16 protein-coding genes are annotated in these 19,556 nt (G+C 39.7%); all 16 read left to right on the top strand.

The genetic code is table 11. The features are described from left to right. The first annotated feature begins 307 nt into the window (after nucleotides 1-307). Nucleotides 308-1,051, top strand: coding sequence for an energy transducer TonB (locus RM549_RS14405; protein WP_311686046.1), 744 nt, complete (start codon nucleotides 308-310; stop codon nucleotides 1,049-1,051). Between the two features lie 167 nt (nucleotides 1,052-1,218). Further along, nucleotides 1,219-1,998, top strand: a complete 780-nt coding sequence (locus tag RM549_RS14410) for a universal stress protein (protein ID WP_311686048.1) — start codon at nucleotides 1,219-1,221, stop codon at nucleotides 1,996-1,998. Between the two features lie 19 nt (nucleotides 1,999-2,017). Then, a complete protein-coding gene (locus RM549_RS14415) occupies nucleotides 2,018-3,856 on the top strand; it encodes an SLC13 family permease (RefSeq protein WP_311686050.1) in 1,839 nt (612 codons plus the stop codon). 23 nt (nucleotides 3,857-3,879) lie between these two features. Further along, nucleotides 3,880-5,511 (top strand): phosphoenolpyruvate carboxykinase (ATP), encoded by a 1,632-nt coding sequence (gene pckA / locus RM549_RS14420; RefSeq protein ID WP_311686052.1) that lies wholly within the window; start codon nucleotides 3,880-3,882, stop codon nucleotides 5,509-5,511. A 235-nt stretch (nucleotides 5,512-5,746) separates the two neighbouring features. Then, nucleotides 5,747-6,319 carry a hypothetical protein gene (locus RM549_RS14425; protein ID WP_311686054.1) on the top strand — a complete coding sequence of 191 codons (573 nt, stop codon included), beginning with the start codon at nucleotides 5,747-5,749 and terminating at the stop codon, nucleotides 6,317-6,319. 777 nt (nucleotides 6,320-7,096) lie between these two features. Next, complete coding sequence (locus tag RM549_RS19535; protein ID WP_431196088.1) at nucleotides 7,097-7,408, top strand: DUF6660 family protein; 312 nt, start codon at nucleotides 7,097-7,099, stop codon at nucleotides 7,406-7,408. 127 nt (nucleotides 7,409-7,535) lie between these two features. Next, the gene (locus RM549_RS14430) at nucleotides 7,536-12,008 is read left to right on the top strand and encodes a CusA/CzcA family heavy metal efflux RND transporter (protein ID WP_311686056.1); all 4,473 of its coding nucleotides are present in this window, start codon (nucleotides 7,536-7,538) and stop codon (nucleotides 12,006-12,008) included. A gap of 29 nt (nucleotides 12,009-12,037) precedes the next feature. Next, entirely contained in the window at nucleotides 12,038-13,261 is a 1,224-nt protein-coding gene (locus RM549_RS14435; RefSeq protein ID WP_311686058.1) for an efflux RND transporter periplasmic adaptor subunit, read from the top strand. Nucleotides 13,262-13,372: 111 nt separating this feature from the next. Continuing rightward, nucleotides 13,373-13,711 (top strand): P-II family nitrogen regulator, encoded by a 339-nt coding sequence (locus RM549_RS14440; RefSeq protein ID WP_311686060.1) that lies wholly within the window; start codon nucleotides 13,373-13,375, stop codon nucleotides 13,709-13,711. 14 nt (nucleotides 13,712-13,725) lie between these two features. After that, a complete protein-coding gene (locus RM549_RS14445) occupies nucleotides 13,726-14,157 on the top strand; it encodes a Fur family transcriptional regulator (protein WP_311686062.1) in 432 nt (143 codons plus the stop codon). Continuing rightward, nucleotides 14,154-14,540 carry a SpoIIAA family protein gene (locus RM549_RS14450; RefSeq protein WP_311686064.1) on the top strand — a complete coding sequence of 129 codons (387 nt, stop codon included), beginning with the start codon at nucleotides 14,154-14,156 and terminating at the stop codon, nucleotides 14,538-14,540. The genes RM549_RS14445 and RM549_RS14450 overlap by 4 nt, the downstream gene beginning before the upstream one ends. Nucleotides 14,541-14,574: 34 nt before the next feature. After that, the gene (locus RM549_RS14455) at nucleotides 14,575-14,895 is read left to right on the top strand and encodes a hypothetical protein (protein WP_311686067.1); all 321 of its coding nucleotides are present in this window, start codon (nucleotides 14,575-14,577) and stop codon (nucleotides 14,893-14,895) included. Between the two features lie 61 nt (nucleotides 14,896-14,956). Further along, nucleotides 14,957-16,567 (top strand): multicopper oxidase family protein, encoded by a 1,611-nt coding sequence (locus tag RM549_RS14460; RefSeq protein WP_311686069.1) that lies wholly within the window; start codon nucleotides 14,957-14,959, stop codon nucleotides 16,565-16,567. A 59-nt stretch (nucleotides 16,568-16,626) separates the two neighbouring features. Beyond that, on the top strand, nucleotides 16,627-17,064 hold the full coding sequence (locus RM549_RS14465) for a Fur family transcriptional regulator (RefSeq protein ID WP_311686071.1): 438 nt from the start codon (nucleotides 16,627-16,629) through the stop codon (nucleotides 17,062-17,064). An 89-nt stretch (nucleotides 17,065-17,153) separates the two neighbouring features. After that, a complete protein-coding gene (gene lpdA, locus RM549_RS14470) occupies nucleotides 17,154-18,557 on the top strand; it encodes a dihydrolipoyl dehydrogenase (RefSeq protein WP_311686072.1) in 1,404 nt (467 codons plus the stop codon). Between the two features lie 128 nt (nucleotides 18,558-18,685). Further along, the coding region (locus RM549_RS14475) for a cytochrome P450 family protein (RefSeq protein ID WP_311686075.1) at nucleotides 18,686-19,556 on the top strand (871 nt) is incomplete at its 3' end.

The following is a 19,556-nucleotide window of genomic DNA, read 5'->3' on the forward strand; positions in this document are numbered from 1 at the left end:
TCGTTTACATCACCTTTATCCAGCTGTAAAACTTCGTTAATAGCTGATAATTATCATAATTAAACCCTGTTCTATTTATTACTTTTAATATGCTAATAAGTTGAATATGTGTTTAAAACATATACTTCAAATAGTGAAAGAGAGTAAACCTGAATTTTAAGGTTTTTGAAACTCCAGACGAAATTTTCCCACGATAAAAGATGTACTTACCCAGGACGTCTGGATAGAAAGATAGCATGAGGATAAAAGATTAATAGGAGCAATCCTGAAGAGTATAAATGTATCTGTAATTCTTAAATCATGTGTCATGGAAACTAAAAAAAATCCCAAAGTAGATCTTGGCAGAGGAAGCGTTATCTTCTTTCAGATTGGGCTGATTCTCATATTGTCTTCCACCTATTTTGCCCTGGAATGGAAGACCTATGAAAAAGATAATTATGATAAGTTTAGAATAGAAGTTCCCCAGGAACTCCAGGAGGATATTCCAATAACTCAAATGAGTTCGCCTCCGCCGCCCCCTCCGCCTCCGCCACCTGCTATTCCTGAAATTATTTCTGTAGTTGAGGATGAACTGGATATTGAAGAAGATCCTATAACTTCTACAGAGAGCAGCCAGGATGACAAATTAGAAAAAGTCGTTCAGGTTGCTGAAATTAATGACGGCGAAGTAGAAGAGGTTGTTGAACAGGTACCATTTATTCTTGTCGAACATGTGCCAACTTATCCTGGTTGTGAAAATGAAAAGGATAATGAGGCAAAGAAAATCTGCTTAACAAAAAGAATAGATGCCTTTGTAAAACGTGAATTTGATACTTCAATTGGTGCCGAATTAGGTTTAAGTGGGATAAACAGGATAATTGTTATGTTTAAAATTGATGAGGTTGGTGACATTGTCGACATTAAGTCGAGAGGCCCCCATAAAATGTTGGAAGATGAGGCTGAACGAGTTATAAATATGTTACCAAAAATGACGCCCGGAATGCAGCGAAACAAGCCTGTAAGAGTTCAGTATTCTTTACCTATAGTTTTTGATGTACGTCAGAAAGTGTAAGCCAGCTAATTAATTATACGATATAACTTCAATCGTTTTCGCTTTACACGGTTGAAAATTAAGGATCTAAAGACTGATTATTATCATGTTTACCCTTTGAATTGGTTGTTAAATTTATACCAGATAAAAAGGAATTTTAAAAGCAATTAATTTAAAACTAACTGGTCATGAAAAACATACTTATTCCCTTCGATTTTTCCAGAGCCTCTTTAAACGCGCTGGACTATGCAGTTGAATTTATAACTAAAGAACCCTCTATTTTACTCTATCTTCTTCATATAAAAGCTGATGGAGATAATGAAGAAGAACTTCAGAAAAAAATGAATAAAATAATTTCAGAATATAAGGATACATCAGTTTCAAAAATCAAAACCCTTATATGTAGTGGAAAATTAATTCCAACCATTCTGAATTATCGTGAAGAACTGGAAATAGACCTTGTGATCATGGGCACCAAAGGAGCCGCACTTGATGAGGATGATATACCAACAAGAACTTCAAAATTTGTACAGGAAGCAAATCTTCCGGTTTTGGTAATCCCTGAAGATGCCAGTAAATTCAAATTAGGAACTATTATCCTTACGCTTGGAAAGGAGAAAATAGCCGATAAAGACGCCCTGTATACTTTGCTGGATGTCTCCCGCAGGTTTGGTGCAGAAGTACATATTCTTACTATAAAAAAAGATAAAGCTACTATAGGCTATTCTGAAGATGATGAACAAAATGAAAACATATTGCAGTACTTCCTGGAAAATTTTTACTCTCATCGCTCTTTCCTTGAAAATGAGGATATCGAAAAAGGTATTATGGAATATCTCGAAACACATGATGCAGATATGCTGGCGATAATGCCTAATACACATTTAGACAGCGGTAAAGCATCCCGGGGGGAATTAACCAGGATTTTGACCCTGCATACTAAAACCCCCTTATTGGTACTGGATTAATAACTAGAAATCATCAAAAATGTATATTCTGCTAATTATACTGTTTATTACCCTTGGATTATTTGTTTGGGATAAATATCCGCCAGATGTTGTAGCGTTAATGTCTATGTTGGCTCTTTTCCTTACCGGCATACTTGACCTTACAGAGACCCTAAGTGGCTTCAGTAATCCTACCGTAATAATGATTGCCGCCTTGTTTATAATTGGGGAAGGACTTTCCCGAACCGGGTGGACTGCTCTTGCCGGACAAAAATTTGTAGCCATGGCGGCTAAAAGTACTAATAAGCTACTGATTCTATTAACCCTGGGTTCAGGTTTGCTTTCCGGATTTGTTAGTAACACAGGGGCTGTTGCCGCTTTAATGCCGATGACAGTTTCTGCCGCCTGGAATGCAGGAACCTTACCATCTAAGATGCTTATTCCTATGGCATATGGATCCAATACAGGGGGATTATTAACATTAACGGGTACACCCCCAAACATTATTGTTAGCGATGCCTTAACCCAGAGGGGTCTGGAAGGATTTTCCTTTTTTGAATTCAGTTTGATTGGCGTGCCTTTGCTAATTATTACACTCTTATATTTTAGATTCTTTGGACATAAATTATTGCCCAGCAGAGAGGCTGCAGCTAAACCCGTTAACATAGATTCTGAAATGCATAAGTGGATTGAGCATTTCAGTATAGGAGATAATCTATACCGTCTACGAATTAGATCTATGTCCCAGCTTTTAAATACCAGGATAAAAGACTGGAACCTGGAGGAAAAATATAATGTTTCAATAGTGAGATTACGCAGGAGGCATCCAAATCCATTTAAAGGTATTCAACCTTATGTTGAATTTCCCGTACAGGAAACCACGTTGCTTTATCATGATATTCTTACAGTAAAAGGAAGTGCAGAGGCAGTAGATAAGCTGATGCTTTTATTTAACCTGGCGATTCTTCCTTTTCCTCCTGACGAAAAAGCTTTAAAAGATGAACTTATCAACCAGGAGGTTGGAATGGCAGAGATGTTCGTCACTCCGGGTTCACGAATGGTAGGGCAGGACGTAGGTATAGGGCGATATTTGCAGAATAATAATATTCAGCTATTGGGTGCAAATCGTGGTAGTAATGTATTAAAAGATCAAAACTTTAAATTACAGGCAGGAGATGCCTTATTGGTAAGAGGTTCCTGGGAAAATATAGAGTCCCTAAAAGCTATGCACGAAAATCTGGTAATTGTAGGAAGTCCTGAAAGTATGAGTAAGGATGTAGATGTGCTAAGTCCTAAATCTTATATTGCTATGGGAGCTTTAGTTGTAATGATCCTTCTACTCGTGCTGGATGTATTTCCAGGTGCGGTTGCCGCCCTTATTTGCGCCGGGGTGGTGATGCTAACAGGATGTGTACCTATTACTAAAGCATACAGTAATATAAGCTGGACAAGTGTAGTAATGATTGCAGCCATGATACCAATGGGTGCCGCATTGCAAAAAACCGGATTGGCGCGAATTACTGCCGGCGCCCTTGTAGATAGTCTGGGACAAATACACCCTACAGCATTACTTGCAGGGTTCTTTTTGGTGACCTCGTTATTCAGTCAGGCAATCAGCAATTCGGCTACTGCAATTTTAATGGCCCCCATAGCACTTATCGCCTCTACAACACTGGATGTTTCACCGGCTCCGTTTCTAATAACAGTTGCAGTAAGTGCTTCTACTGCATGCCTTACCCCTGTTGCTACACCAACGAATGCCATGGTAATGTCTGCTGGTAATTATAAATTTTTCGACTACTTTAAAGTAGGAGGCCCCTTACTTCTGTTATTGTTCGCAACCACCATTCTACTGGTACCCCTAATTTGGCCTTATTAATATTCACCTTAAATTCAACAATTATGGAAAATCTTTTAAACCGTCCAAAAGCCAAAAATCTGAAAAAGTATGGCTTAAGTGATAACGTGATAAACTGGAACCTCAGTGGTGAGGAGCTTCAAAAAATCACTATTGAAAAAGGAATGGGAAGGGAAACTGCAAACGGAACTCTTGCAGTTAATACCGGAAAATTTACCGGAAGATCACCACAGGACAGATTTTTAGTCCGGGATGATTACACCAGTAATGTTTGGTGGGGAAAAATTAATAAACCCATTTCTCCTGAAAACTTTAATTTGCTTTACGATAGAGTAGCGGATTACCTTTCCGGAAAAGAAGTTTATGTACATGATGGATATGTTTGTGCTTACCCTGAATACCGCCTAGACGTGAGAACAATTACCGAATATCCATGGTCAAATTTCTTTGTGAAAAATATGTTCCTTCGCTTAAATGAAGAAGAGCTTAAAAATTTTGAAGAAGATTGGCTGATACTTTGTGCACCGGGATATATAGAAGAGAATCCTGAAAAATATGGTTTGCGTCAGGGCAACTTCAGTATTTTAAACTTTACCAGAAAAATAGCACTCGTTGGAGGGTCTGCTTATGCAGGAGAAATGAAAAAAGGAATATTTTCGGCTTTAAACTTAATCCTTCCAACAGAGAAGAATGTACTTCCCATGCATTGTTCTGCTAACGTGGGACAGGATGGCGATACAGCAATATTCTTTGGACTCTCCGGTACCGGTAAAACAACCCTTTCTGCAGATCCTGAAAGAAAACTAATAGGGGATGATGAACACGGTTGGACACCAGATGATGTAATTTTCAATTTTGAAGGAGGTTGTTATGCAAAAGTAATTGGCCTTACCGAAGAAAGCGAACCAGATATCTACCGCGCCATCAAACCTGGAGCAATGCTCGAAAATGTTGTTTTTAACGAGAACACTGGAGAAGTGGATTTCTTTGACACCACAATTACACAGAACACCAGGGTAAGTTATCCTATAGATCATATTGATGATATCCAGGAAGGTTCTTATGCTGGAAATCCAAAAAATATTTTCTTCCTTACCTGTGATGCTTTCGGGGTGCTTCCTCCGGTTTCAAAACTTACTCCGGGTCAGGCGGCTTATCATTTTATTTCGGGGTATACCGCTAAAGTTGCGGGAACAGAGGCTGGAATAAACGAACCTGTCCCATCTTTTTCTGCCTGCTTTGGCGAACCTTTTATGCCACTACATCCCACTGCATATGCAGAGATGTTGAGCAAAAAAATGCAGGAGTCAAATGTAAATGTATGGCTTATCAACACCGGTTGGAGTGGTGGCCCCTATGGTGTAGGTTCAAGAATTAAACTGAAGTATACCCGACGAATGATTTCCGAAATTCTTAATGGTAACCTGCAGGATGTAGATTATGAAATACATCCCATCTTCGGATTAAAAATGCCTAGATATTGTCATGATGTTCCTTCTGAAATGCTGAACCCGATAAACACCTGGCTTCAGAAAGGAGCATATATTCAGAAATCAATTCAACTGGCACACTCTTTCCATTTGAATTTTGAAAAATTTGCAGAAAAAGCTTCAAAAGAAATTGTGGAAGGAGGACCATTAATTGATGAACATCATAAAATTACTTCCGATTTATAAAAATTGAAAGTAAAGATTTGATTTGAAGAGATCGTAATCCTAAAAATAGAGGATTACGATCTTTTTTATAACATAGAATAAGTACGCTCTAAAATTCTTTGTGTGGAGTAAAATTGTATCCCTGGACCATAAAAATAAGCAAAGCTAAGTTTGTCACTTTTAATTATAAAAGTTGAATGGATAATTCGTATTTTTAATTGATATGCAACTAATGAAAAAATTAAATAGTACTTTCTTGAAAGGATACATTTATCTTTTAATCCTTTTCTTAGGCATTTCTCTTCAGGCACAAGATGGAGAAAGTCTAAATCCATCATCCTCTTCTATTTCTGAAAGCGAAAACGAACTTGAAAAATCTTTCTTAAAGCGCTTTTCATTTGATCAATTTAAAATGGAGGAGCAAAATCTTGCACTGGGATACAAATCTTACAACCGAAATTATATTTACTATGAAAGTGACAAAATCCATTTTCAATTTGGAGCAGGACTGGTGCATCAAAAATCATATTTAAATCATTTAGAGCCAGATGTACAGCTTGGAATAGATGCTCTCTTTGAATATTCTTTGAACAAAACTTTTTCACTTTATAACTTTGGGAGATATGTCTCAAAATCTTTTACTAACGACAGCCAAAAGACCACATATCTTTTAGATCCTTTCTTTCTAAAGTCTGAGATTGGTGCGGGTATTAGGGGGAATTTTAATAATTTCCAGATAAATTTGGGAACCAGAACTACTTTAGATTCTCATTTAAACCAAGCTGGCCCACAAACCAGAATTAATTCTTCTTTTTCTTTAGATTTTTAAATGTGCTATTAAGGCATCTTAAGGTTTAAGTTTTAATAGTAAAGATGATTTGTTAATTTTCTAAATAGATATAGGAATATCTATTATAAAAGGAAATGAAGAAATTTTTTAATTTATTTCATATGATATCGTTGGATATCAGTAAAAAAAACACTGAAAATCAAGCGATTAACAGTGTTTTGTGTCCTTTTGCTATAAGATTTGTCGGGGTGGCAGAACTAAATTACCACTAGACAATATTTTAATAACCAGACACTTACACTGTTTCAATAAAATCAGGTAACCGGATAGGTAACCTTTGCACCGATTTTATTCGTAAATGCAAAGATATATGATTATCTTAAACTAAAAGACAATAAATAGAATCAAATTCTATTTGGTTCCCCCTTTGTGCAACAATTCTTAAGTATTTTGAACAGGCCTAATGTATTATTGAAAATCTAAAAATCTGGGGAAGAACCTAAAGCAGCGAATAGTGATGCTCCATTTGACTTCGAAAGAAAAGCGAACTCCCTGGTAAGCCGAACTTTCGATTTTTATAATTATCGGCTTATTCCTGAAGATGTACAAGCGGAGTGTTTGATAAAAGCAAAGAACTACTAATGGAACAAAAATAACTATTGGATGATCGGGGACATAATTATTGTATTTTGTTTGTTCATTGTTGTATAGATTTTCGCGATTATTTCAAGATTTGAAATAATTGAATATACTTTAAAAACATACTCATTATATCATTGCACAATCTGTGCATCACAATTTTATTATCTTTGCAGGGTGAAAATATTAACTATCATATTATCCGTTTACTTTTTGGTACTCAATGTTGTGCCGTGTGATGATAGTGAAGTTAGTTTATATGATTTTCAAAATGACTTACAAACACAGTTAAATCATAATTCAGATAATACCGAACCGCCGGTATGCATCAATTTTTGCCTTTGTAGTTGTTGTCACGTAAATATTGTAAATGTCGATGTGATTCCATTTTTTGTGCCATCACTTGATTATTCTTCTGAAATATTCTTTTATTCTGATGGTTTGGGAAAAAATTTCCCCCTCTCCTTTTTCCAGCCTCCACAGGTTTAATTCAGTTTTCATAGGATAATTATAGCTTTATCCTTCTTAGACCTTCTTAGGTCAATTCTAATTCGATATGATTTTGCACACAGCAAATTCGTACTGAAAAGTTTCAATGAATTAAACCCTTCTTTATATGATTAACAAAATCATAGCATTCTCTATAAATAATAAATTTATAGTGGGCCTGCTAACATTGGCTCTAATAGGAACCGGAATCTGGTCGATGATGACCGTGAATCTGGGATCGGTTCCTGATATTACAAATAACCAGGTTCAAGTTATTACCCAATCTCCAAGTTTAGGTACTGAAGACATTGAACAGTTTGTCACTTATCCGGTCGAACTGGCTATGGGTAATCTTCCCGGAGTGACTGAATTAAGATCTGTTTCCCGCTTCGGACTTTCGGTGGTAACTATCGTCTTTGAAGATGATATGGGTACCTATTTGCCCCGGCAGCTGGTTCAGGAAAAATTGACCGAGCTGCAGGAAACCATTCCGGAAAACTTTGGCAGCCCATCGATGGGTCCAATTTCTACCGGGCTGGGCCAGATTTATGAATATACAATTCAGCCGCAACCTGGCTATGACACTGATTATACTCCTGTAGAGCTTCGCAGTATTCAGGACTGGATTGTAAAAAGGCAATTAACCTTGCTGGAAGGGGTTGTGGAAGTCAATTCGTTTGGTGGCTCTATCAAGCAATATGAAGTAGCCATCAACCCGGAAAAATTAAATGCGCTGGATGTAAGCATCTCTCAGGTTTATGAGGCCTTAGACAGAAACAATGTGAATACCGGTGGAGCCTATATAGAAAAGAACAGAATGTCCAATTTCATTCGTGGAGAAGGCTTGATCCAGTCCTTAGACGACATAAGAAAAATAGTTGTTACCAATGAAAATAACACTCCTGTTACCATTGGGAATGTAGCCGAAGAAGTGAGTTTCGGAAGTCAGGTGCGTTATGGGGCTTTTACCCAGGATGGAGAGGAAGCCGTGGGGGGTATTATTATGATGCTCAAAGGTTCCAATCCTAATGCAGTGATACAGAATGTAAAGGATAGGATGGCAGAGGTAGAAGAATCCTTGCCGGAAGGACTTGAAATCAGGCCCATCATTGACAGAAGTATGCTAATTGGCAGAACAACCGATACTGTGACTAAAAACCTGCTGGAAGGAGCATTGATCGTAATTTTCGCTCTGGTGTTCCTATTGGGAAGTTTGCGCGGGGGACTTATTACGGCCACAACAATTCCCTTATCCTTGCTTTTTGCCTTCATCCTGATGAAGCAGTTTGGCGTTTGGGCAAACCTGATGAGCCTGGGTGCCATCGACTTCGGGATAATCATTGACGGTGCGGTTATTATCATAGAAGGTGCCGTTTATGAAATCCATAAAAGGATTAAAGCCGGAAAAGCCAAGTTTAATCAGGCTGTAATGGATGAAGTAGCTTACGATTCTGGAAGCACTATGATGGGGTCAGCATTTTTTGGCCAAATTATTATCCTTATTGTGTTTGCACCTATTTTATTCCTTACCGGGGTGGAAGGCAAAATGTTCAAGCCAATGGCTTACACTTTTGGTTTTGCAATGATAGGTGCCATCATCTTGTGCCTTACCTACGTTCCTATGATGACAGCCTTATTTATGAAGCCGATTCAAAACAAGAAAAACTGGTATGGCAAGTTAGAGCGCTGGCTGGAAAAAGTTAGTGATAAAATCATTGGTGGTATCCACCGGGCCTACCTTCCGCTATTAAAGGCTTCCCTCCGCCTCAGAGCAGCGGTGATCATAGGATCTATCGTTTTATTAGGGGCTGCAGGCTATGTTTTTTCCACGATGGGGGGAGAATTTATTCCGCAGTTAGATGAAGGTGACATTGCCATGCAAGCTTTGATCAGGCCCGGTAGTTCGCTGACTGAATCCATAGAAGTTTCCAAGAAAATAGAAACTTTGCTATTGGAAAACTTCCCTGAAATTAAAACCGTAACAGCCCGTGTTGGGGTGGCCGATATTCCTACTGATCCCATGCCTATGGACATAGCAGATATGTATTTGATACTCGAAAAAGACAGTGACAAATGGGTTTCTGCTGAAACCAAAGAAGGACTCATTGAACAAATCCAGGACCTACTCAATAAAAACCTGACAGGAGTCAACCTGGTTTTCACCCAGCCGGTAGAGCTGAGGTTTAATGAACTTCTGGAAGGGGTAAGAGAAGATATTGCCGTAAAACTCTATGGGGAAGATTTAGAAGTTCTTTCTACTAAAGTTCAGGAAATGGCAGAAATTATTGAGACGGTACCCGGTGCCGGAGATGTTAACCCTGAGAGGACGTCAGGGCTGCCACAAATGACGGTGCGTTATAACCGGGATAAACTCGCTCAATATGGGCTGGATATTCAAAAAATCAATGAATATATAAGTACCGCATTTGCAGGCGGAGTAGCCGGGGTTGTTTTTGAAGGAGAAAGGCGTTTCGACCTGGTGGTTCGCTTTGACGAAGCACATCGACAGAGTATTGAAGATCTAAGAACTTTGTACATCGACCTTGATAATGGTACACAGATTCCTATCAATGAAATAGCCGATATAGGATATGTGCCCGGACCAATGCAGATATCACGTGACAATACCTATCGAAGAACTTATGTTGGGGTGAATACCCGGGGGCGCGATGTGGAGTCGGTAGTAAATGACATCCAGGCAAAACTGGATGCCGAACTGGATTTACCCCCGGGATACTACATTGAATATGGTGGAGAATTTGAAAATCTTCAAAGTGCAAAAAATCGACTCTCCATTGTTGTTCCTATCGCCCTCTTCCTGATTTTTGTACTACTTTATTTTGCACTTGGATCTTTTTCGCAATCTATCATGATTTATATGGCCATCCCATTAGCTGCCATTGGGGGTATTTTCGCCCTCTGGCTCCGGGACATGCCGTTCAGTATTTCGGCAGGTGTAGGTTTTATCGTGCTCTTTGGAGTTGCAGTATTAAACGGACTTGTGCTGGTGAATCGCTTCAATTCATTAAAAGAAGAAGGCGTAACCAGTATCAAAGACCGGATTTTTATGGGTACCAAGGAAAGAATTAGGCCGATTATGCTTACAGCGGTAACAGATATTTTAGGGTTCATGCCTATGGCCTTTTCCACATCAGCAGGAGCAGAGGTGCAGCAGCCATTAGCTACAGTAGTAATTGGAGGTATGCTCACAGCTACCCTCCTCACTTTGGTGGTACTGCCTGTACTTTATACATTAGTAGAAAATATGAAAAACAGAAGAAATAGTAATAATAATGGCCTTGCACCAGCACCGGCAATATTGGTGGCATTGCTTTCTGTCGGAAGCCTTTTAGGTTTTAGCACCCCTGCAGGGGCACAGGAAAACAATTCTTTACAGGAAAATATTCCGGTGCAGTCTGAGACAGTTCAGCAGCAGGATTCACTACAAAGCTTAAATTTAGAAGAGGCCAAAAAACGTGCTGTAGAAGCTTTTCCGAGGATAAAAGCCGCTGCCCTGGAGATAGAAAGCCAGAAAGCCTTGAAAAAGACGGCCTGGGACCTTGGTAATACGCAGCTATTTACCGGCGCAGAAGAAATTAGCGACGGTTCGAGTAATGCTGACCTCGGTGTTTATACACAAATCGGGATTAAGCAACAAAATATCGACATCTTCGGGATTGCCCCGCGCCTGAAGTTGCAGAAAGAAAAAGTGGCCCTGGCAGAAGAAGCCCTTGATCTTTCCATTCTTGAAGTAGAGCTGGAGGTAAGTCAGGCCTGGGCATCGGTGTATGCTGCTAAAAATGCATATGAAACACTGCGGAGTCTGGACTCCTCATTTACGGATATTGAAAGAGCTGCACAAATAAGGCTGGAAACAGAAACGATCTCCAGGTTGGAATATTTGGCCACCGTAAATCAAGGGAATGAGGTTGAAATTCAAAAAGAGCAGGCATACAGGGATTATCTTAAAGCTTTTCAGCGATTCAACCTGTGGTTTGCCAGTGACACACTTTATACGGTACCTAATGTTCCTGCCGAAGAGTTTGATGAGCCCATTTCCGAATTACTACAACCTCTCGGCAATCATCCCCTCCTGGATGTATTTGAGCAACGGGTAGAAGTGGCTGATGCAACTTTAAAGGAAAGGCGGGCGCAGTTTCTTCCAAAATTCCAGGCGCAGTACGGTAGACAAAAAATCGACGGGCAGACAGGCTTTTATCAATATCAGGTGGGTATCAGCATTCCTTTGTTCTTCGGGCCCGAGTTGGGAAGGACACAATCTGCCAGGATAAATCGTGAGATAGCTGATGCAAATCTACAACAAACGCAACTGGAGCTTAAAACAGCTTACACCGGAGCGCGCGAGGAATACCTTAAATGGCTTAACTCGTGGAGATATTATCAGGAGGAGGCGCTTCCATTAGCCATCGAACAGCGGGAAGGAGCAATCATTGCGTATAGAGAAGGAGCAATTGATTATGTCACTTTTCTACAAAATATCAGGGATGCTGTACGAATAGAGATTGGTGCCTGGGAGGCATTGGCAAGTTATCTCGACAGCCGCTCCCAACTTGAATATTATATGAACACTTCAGAATAAATCGGTACTAATAGCTAAAGAATAAAAAAATGAAAAATTACATTATAAAATTGTTCACCCTAATCATTGTATCAACTTTTTTTCTTGCCTGTAATGGAGGAGGAGGCGAAGAAGGGGAAACTGTAGCTCAGGAAGAGCAGGCTGTAGAAGAAGGTGGTGAGGAAGAAGAAGAAGGCGGAATGAGAGAGGTTCACCTCTCCGAGCTCAAGTTTAATAGCCTGGGCATAAAATTAGACACCCTGCCCACCCGGCCGCTTTCCGAGGTAGTGGAAGCTACAGGCAGACTGGAAGTACCACCACAGAATGCGGCTACCGTAACGGCTATATTAGGAGCCAATGTTACTTCCATTAAAGTAATTGAGGGAGATAAGGTAAGAAAAGGACAGGTACTGGCCTACCTTTCCCACCCCAACCTTACCAGGGTACAAACTAGTTATATTACTGCTTACAGCCGTATGCAGAACCTGGAGCAAGAATTTAATCGCCAACAAAGACTTTACGAAGAAGAGATAGGTTCAGGCAAATTGTTTCAACAGGCGAAATCAGATTTTCAGGTTGAAAAAGCTGAAGTACAAGGTCTTGAATCACAGCTCAGACAATTAAACTTAAATGTGGAGAAAATAAGAAGTGGGGATATTTATGAGTATGTACCAGTGGTAAATCCTATTGATGGCACTATTACGGAAGTTAGAATACAGGTAGGACAGTATGTAGACCCTCAAACCGAGATGTTCGAAGTCATCAATACAGATCATGTGCATGCCGACCTGATGGTTTTTGCCAAAGATGTTTACAAGGTGAAAGAAGGGCAAAAGGTAACTCTTTTGATGGAATCAGTACCCGGTAAGACGTTTACCGCTGAAATATATTCAGTAGGTAAAAAATTTGAGCAGAACCCTAAAGCTGTTCATGTACATGCAGAGATACAGGAAGAGGCAGATATGCTCGTTCCGGGCATGTACATCAACGGCAGGATTATTACAGGCGCCGGTACGGAGGTGACGGCTTTACCGGAGGAGGCCATTATTGAAGAAGAAGGAAAATCCTACATCTTCACCGCTGAAAAGCACGAGGAAGATGGGAAAACCGAATGGTCGTTTAAACCGGTGGAAGTGATCACAGGAGAAGAAAATGAAGGCTGGGTAGAAATTAAGTTATTGGAGCCTTTGCCTGAAGATGCAAAGGTGGCGTGGAACAGTGCCTATTACCTGATAGCAGAGATGAAAAAAGGGGAAACAGGAGATGACGATTAAATCTGATTAACTGTAAAGCTGCCTAAGAACAGTTGTTATAGTCATTCGTGCTTTGCCAACTGCTTCTTTGCCCTTTGCAATATCTATTAAATACCTAAAAAGACTAAAAAAATGAAAGAAATAAAAGCATTTGTAAAACCGAACAGGATACAAAGAGTCATTGAAGCCCTTGGCGATAACGGATTTAAAAGTATGACCCTATCACAGGCCGAAGGGACCGGAGCGTTCAAGACAAAAGGTGCAAGACCGTCACTCGATTTTCACGTAACTGACAGTCCCGTGATTAAATTGGAACTTGTCTGCCAGAACGAAGAGGCTCAGAAGGCTATAGATATTATAACCGAAAACGGTAAATCTCCTGAAAAGGGGGACGGAATAATTTATATAACCAGTATAGACGATGCCTTTAAAATCAAAACTGGTGAATCTCTCAAGAGGTATGACTTATAAAACCTGATGTAAAAATGGAAGACATAGTAAAAAAACTGGAAGAAAAGGGCGTTAAACCTACTGCTATGCGCCTGTTGACCTACAAACATTTATCAAAAATGGAAGTAGCAATAAGTTTGGGAGAACTCGAAAAGCATTTTAAAAGTTCAGAGCGTAGCACCCTTTTTCGTACTATGAAAACATTTGAGGAAAACAAATTGGTACACGCCATCGAAGACGGTACTGGCTTTGTAAAATATGCCCTTTGTGATGAAGATTGTCAATGCGAAGTGGGCAATGACCTTCATTTGCATTTTCACTGTAATAAATGTGATGAAACAATTTGTCTCACAGACCATAAAATACCCCAAATCAACTTACCCCAAGGTTTTAAGGCAGAAAACATCAATTTGATCGTACAAGGGATATGTGTAAAGTGTGGCAATGAAGGTGCAGATTCACGATGACTTTAAGGTATTACAAATTCAAAAAAAATAAAATGATGACAATAACAAAAAAAAACAATACCCTCTTCCTTATTGCTAAAGGTGTGCTTGACCCCAATGACTGCGAGAACTTTTTTTTGGAGCTGAACAGACAAATAAATTCTGCTAAAGATGTCCGTTGTTATTTTGAAATAAAGGATTGCCAGGGCTGCACACCAGAGGTGTTTGAAATAGATTATTTTCAGAACCTTGAAAAAGAGAAACACCTTGAGAAGGTTGCGATTGTAGGTTCTTCTAAATATCAAGAAGAATTCACTAAGCTCTTAATGCCCTTTTCTAGAGCACATATCAGATATTTTGAAAGTAAGGATTCCCTTACTGCAAAAAAATGGATTGAGGCTTAAACAGAAAATTAATAAACATTTAAAAACAGATATTATGAAACAGATTAAAAATGCAGGTATTCTAATGGTTTTGGTGGCTTTTATGATGAGCTTTCAGAGCAATGCACAAAACACAGACAAAATTTTAAAGAACCCTGAAAAAAGGGAACGGGTTATGACGGCCATTATTAACAATCCCGAAATGAGAATGGGAATGATGGAAAAGGACACCGCGATGTCCAAGAAGATGAAAGAGAGAATGGCTACAATGAAAAAAGAAAAAGGGATGAAGTGTGAATGTGAGTGTAAAAATGAAGATGGAAAGTGCCAATGTAAAATGGAGGAGAATGATGAAAATAAAAATGAAAAGCAATGACTTAAACTAATCGAATAAATCTGACGATTTGGGTAATTTGTTAATTAGAAATTGAAAAATTATGGAAAAGAACAAAATAGGTAGAAGGAACTTCATTAAGCTTGGTAGCCTTGGAGCAACTGTTGTTATTACCTGGCCATTGTTGAATTCCTGTAACGGTTTTGCTTCAGAAAAGAAAAACACCGTCAATCCCTATTTTCAAGCAGATTTAGACTTAGAATTGACAGCCAAAGAAACAGATATTCAATTGTTTCAAGGAAATACAACCAAGGTTTGGATGTTTGAAGGAAACGTTCTTGGCGGAGACAAAACAGCAGTACAAAAATTAGGGAAGAGCTATTTGGGACCTATAATAAGAGTACGAAAAGGACAGAAAATAAGGGTTCGCTTTACCAATCAATTACCTGAAGAAAGTATTGTGCATTGGCACGGTATGCACGTTCCAGAAGAAGATGATGGCCATCCTAAAGATGTAATAGCTAATGGTGAAACTTATGTGTATGAATTTGAAATAATGAACCGTGCCGGCACCTATTGGTTCCACCCACATCCCCACGGACGTACCGGGCCACAGGTATATAATGGTCTTGCAGGGCTTTTTATTGTTACGGACGATGAAGAACAACGGTTGAAATTGCCATCAGGCGAATACGATGTTCCCGTTATACTGCAAGATCGCCAGTTCGATGGCAATAATCAACTGGTATATCTCAACCGTGGACGTATGGATAGGATGAATGGTTTTTTGGGCAACCGTATCCTTGTCAATGGGAATCCGGATAGGAAACTTTCACTTAAAAGTGGGTGTGCCTATAGACTACGCTTTCTAAACGGCTCCAATTCACGTTTTTATAAACTAGCGTGGGAAGACGGTACCCCACTTGTTATCATAGGCAAGGATGGTAGTTTACTCGATAGTCCTAAATCTAAACCTTATGTAATGTTGGGCGTTGCGGAAAGAATCGATGTATGGCTCGATTTAAAGAACAGGCCAAAAGGCTCACAAATGGTTTTGAAGAGTTTGTCGTTCTCTCCTGGGATGATGGGCAGGGGTCGAAACAACCTTCCCCTGGGTGGTGAATATGAAATTTTGAAAATTTTCATCGATAAAGCAGGGAACAACAACTTCCAGCTCCCACAAAAACTTGCAGTATTCAATAAACTCGATCCTGCCACTGCCGTTAATAGGAACAACCCAAGGACTTTCCGTTTTTTTATGAGGCGAATGCAATGGACTATCAATGGCCGGACTTGGGAAATGACGGGGTTTACCGATGAAGAAACCGTAAAGCTCAACACTACCGAAGTTTGGGAAATTGTAAACAGCGGTGGTAGAATGATGGGAGAAAGAGGTTGGAGGCGTGACCGTGGAGAAATGGAAAGAGACAGAGGAATGATGGGCGGGGGAATGCAAATGCCACACCCTTTCCATATTCATCATTTACAATTTAATATTCTGGAAAGGGACGTTTCCGGGGTTGACAGCAGGATTTGGAATTCGGTTAAGGATGGATTTATAGATGAGGGTTGGCAGGATACGGTTCTGTTAATGCCAGGTATGAGTGTTAAACTAATTATGCGCTTTGAAGATTTTAAAGGCCTCTTTTTATACCATTGCCATAATCTAGAACACGAAGATATGGGGATGATGCGCAATTTTAAAATTGAATAAAAGATGGCTAGACATAGTATTGCACCGCTTGGAGTATAATTGATTTTTGAATGACTTTAATGACAACAAAAACAGAAAAAACATTATTGTCCAAAGGGATACGCCCTACTGAAATGAGGTTGAAAATTTACAAATACCTCCAGAGGAAGACCTATGCAGTAAGTTTAAACGAAATGCAAAAAGTCTTTATCGCTAAAAGCGAAGAAAACAAAACGGCAAACAGAACTACCTTTTATCGAAACCTAAAAACTTTTGAAGATAAAAGGCTAATTCATCAGATTAATGATGGGACCGGAGTGGCAAAATTTGCGATTTCCGATAAAAAGGCCAGAGGTAAATACGGTACAGATTTACATATGCACTTTTATTGTACCAAATGTGGAAAAACAAGCTGTTTACCGAATAAAATATCGGAAGATATCTTGCCAGACGATTATGAAGTAAACGATTTGAACCTGGTATTAAAAGGGGTATGTAAAAATTGTAATAAAAAATAATAGGTGGGAGTGCCTTAAAATTGAACCCTTACGCCCAATGGTCAGCTTAAGGTTTCCCCCCACCTTATTTAATTTAAAAATATACGAATATGGAAAAATTCGATGTAACTATAATAGGCTCTGGCCCTGGCGGGTATGTAAGCGCTATACGTTGCGCCCAATTAGGATTAAAAGTAGCCATTATTGAAAGGTACAGCACGCTTGGCGGCACCTGCCTTAACGTGGGCTGTATCCCGTCAAAAGCCTGGCTTGAAGCCTCTGAGCATTATTACAAACTCAAACATCAATTCGAAAATTTTGGGATTGATGTAAAAGAAGCCAATGTCGATATCAAAAAAATGAACCAAAGGGTTCAGGATGTGGTACAGGAAATCATCAATGGCGTTGGGTATCTGATGAAAAAGAACAAAGTTACCGTCTATGAAGGCCACGGCACCATCAAGGACAAAAACACGATTGAGATTAAGGCCGAAGCTAAAACGGAAACTATAGAAACCGATAAAATTATCATTGCCACAGGGTCCAAACCCGCTTCCTTGCCCAATATTAAAATCGATAAAAAAAGGATAATCTCTTCCACCCAAGCCCTTGCCCTACAGGAAATTCCCGACCATTTATTGGTCGTTGGTGGAGGCGTTATCGGGGTTGAGATAGGTTCTGTTTTCGCCCGCCTGGGCTCTAAGGTGTCTATTGTGGAATATTTTGATAGCCTCATCGCCACTATGGATGGCGCACTGGGACATCAATTGCATCGTTCCCTAAGAAAACAGGGAATTGAGTTTTATTTGGAACATAAAGTGACCAATGCAACAGCAACGGACAACAAAGTTGAATTGAAAGCGGAAAACCTGTCCGATAAAAAAGAAATGAATTTAGAAGGCGACTATTGCCTTATGGCCATTGGCCGGAAACCGTACACCGCCAATTTAGGCCTTGAAAACATTGGCGTGGAAACCAATGAGAAAGGACAGGTAACGGTAAATGAGAACCTTGAAACCAATGTCAAGGGTGTATATGCCATTGGGGATGTAATCCGAGGGGCAATGCTTGCCCATAAAGCCAGTGAAGAGGGCGTTTTTGTAGCCGAAAGGATAGCAGATCAAAAGCCACATATCAATTATTCGCTTATTCCTAATATTGTTTATACCCAGCCCGAAGTGGCCGGGGTAGGCTTAACCGAAGAAGAATTGAAAGAAGCAGGAAGAAGTATTAAAACAGGCTCTTTTCCTTTTAAGGCCAACGCAAGGGCGAAAATAAGTATGGACACCGACGGCTTCATAAAAGTAATCGCAGATAAAGAAACTGATGAGATATTGGGAGTGCATATGATAGGGCCACGCATTGCAGACAGCTATACCGAAGCGGTGGTAGCGATGGAATTCAGGGCATCTGCCGAAGATGTTGCAAGGATGTCCCACGGGCACCCAACTTTTTCAGAAACCTTTAAAGAGGCCTGTCTGGCAGCCACCGAAGACAGAGCGTTGCATATTTAACGGCCTTAATTTAATTGTAAAATCGGATTAGGCAGTTTTTAATCATTTCATAAGACTTAAATCAGTTTGTATTAAGTTTAAGTTTATGGTCTAAAAAATAAAATAAATATTTTAAAAATGTAAAGAGCATGAGAACTATTCCGAAAGACAAAAACATCGATAGTAGTTTGACGCTACTTCGTGACGGCTATGAATTTATTCAGAAAAAGCGTCAAAAGCTTTGGTCCGATATTTTTAGAACCCGTTTGATGTTAAAGGAAACGATCTGCATGAGTGGAAAAGAAGCCGCGGAGGTTTTCTATGACACTGAAAAGTTTCAGCGAAAAGACGCTGCTCCTAAAAGAGTGCAAAAAACATTATTCGGCCAGAAGGGCGTCCAGACACTGGATAATTCAGCACACAGGCAAAGAAAAGAAATGTTTATGTCTTTGATGAAACCGGATAGCCTTCGGAGGTTCCTGGAAATTCAAAAAAGCTACTGGAAAAAATACATTAGTAAATGGGAGAAAGAAGAGCAAATAATATTATTTAACGAAGTACAGGCGCTACTCTGTCGTGCAGTCTGTTCGTGGTCGGGCGTGCCGCTGCGCGAAGAAGAAGTGCAACAAAGAGCAAAGGATCTTGGGGCTATGGTAGATGCCTTCGGAGCCATCGGTCCAAGGCACTGGCGAGGAAAGCAGGCGAGGAAAAGAGCTGAAAAGTGGATTGGTAACCTTATTAAGGAAATCCGTAACGGCAAAATTCATGTAGAAAAGGGTACTGCCGCCCACTCAATTGCTTTTCACCGTGAGCTTGATGGCAAATTGTTGGACACACAGGTTGCAGCAGTAGAACTGATCAATGTATTAAGGCCCACCGTAGCCATAGCTACCTACATTACTTTTACTGCCCTTGCTTTACATCAATATCCACAATACAAAAAAGAAATACAGACAGGGAAAGAGAATCTGACAGAAATGCTGGTACAGGAAGTACGAAGGTTTTATCCATTCACCCCAG

This window comes from Autumnicola patrickiae (assembly GCF_031846525.1).
GTDB classification, from domain to species: domain Bacteria; phylum Bacteroidota; class Bacteroidia; order Flavobacteriales; family Flavobacteriaceae; genus Autumnicola; species Autumnicola patrickiae.

Excerpts from the sequence above, each read along its gene's own strand:
- RM549_RS14405 (WP_311686046.1), top strand. The coding sequence starts at position 308 with ATGGAAACTAAAAAAAATCCCAAAGTAGATCTTGGCAGAGGAAGCGTT.
- RM549_RS14410 (WP_311686048.1), top strand. The coding sequence starts at position 1,219 with ATGAAAAACATACTTATTCCCTTCGATTTTTCCAGAGCCTCTTTAAAC.
- RM549_RS14415 (WP_311686050.1), top strand. The coding sequence starts at position 2,018 with ATGTATATTCTGCTAATTATACTGTTTATTACCCTTGGATTATTTGTT.
- pckA (WP_311686052.1), top strand. The coding sequence starts at position 3,880 with ATGGAAAATCTTTTAAACCGTCCAAAAGCCAAAAATCTGAAAAAGTAT.
- RM549_RS14430 (WP_311686056.1), top strand. The coding sequence starts at position 7,536 with ATGATTAACAAAATCATAGCATTCTCTATAAATAATAAATTTATAGTG.
- RM549_RS14435 (WP_311686058.1), top strand. The coding sequence starts at position 12,038 with ATGAAAAATTACATTATAAAATTGTTCACCCTAATCATTGTATCAACT.
- RM549_RS14440 (WP_311686060.1), top strand. The coding sequence starts at position 13,373 with ATGAAAGAAATAAAAGCATTTGTAAAACCGAACAGGATACAAAGAGTC.
- RM549_RS14445 (WP_311686062.1), top strand. The coding sequence starts at position 13,726 with ATGGAAGACATAGTAAAAAAACTGGAAGAAAAGGGCGTTAAACCTACT.
- RM549_RS14450 (WP_311686064.1), top strand. The coding sequence starts at position 14,154 with ATGACTTTAAGGTATTACAAATTCAAAAAAAATAAAATGATGACAATA.
- RM549_RS14455 (WP_311686067.1), top strand. The coding sequence starts at position 14,575 with ATGAAACAGATTAAAAATGCAGGTATTCTAATGGTTTTGGTGGCTTTT.
- RM549_RS14460 (WP_311686069.1), top strand. The coding sequence starts at position 14,957 with ATGGAAAAGAACAAAATAGGTAGAAGGAACTTCATTAAGCTTGGTAGC.
- RM549_RS14465 (WP_311686071.1), top strand. The coding sequence starts at position 16,627 with ATGACAACAAAAACAGAAAAAACATTATTGTCCAAAGGGATACGCCCT.
- lpdA (WP_311686072.1), top strand. The coding sequence starts at position 17,154 with ATGGAAAAATTCGATGTAACTATAATAGGCTCTGGCCCTGGCGGGTAT.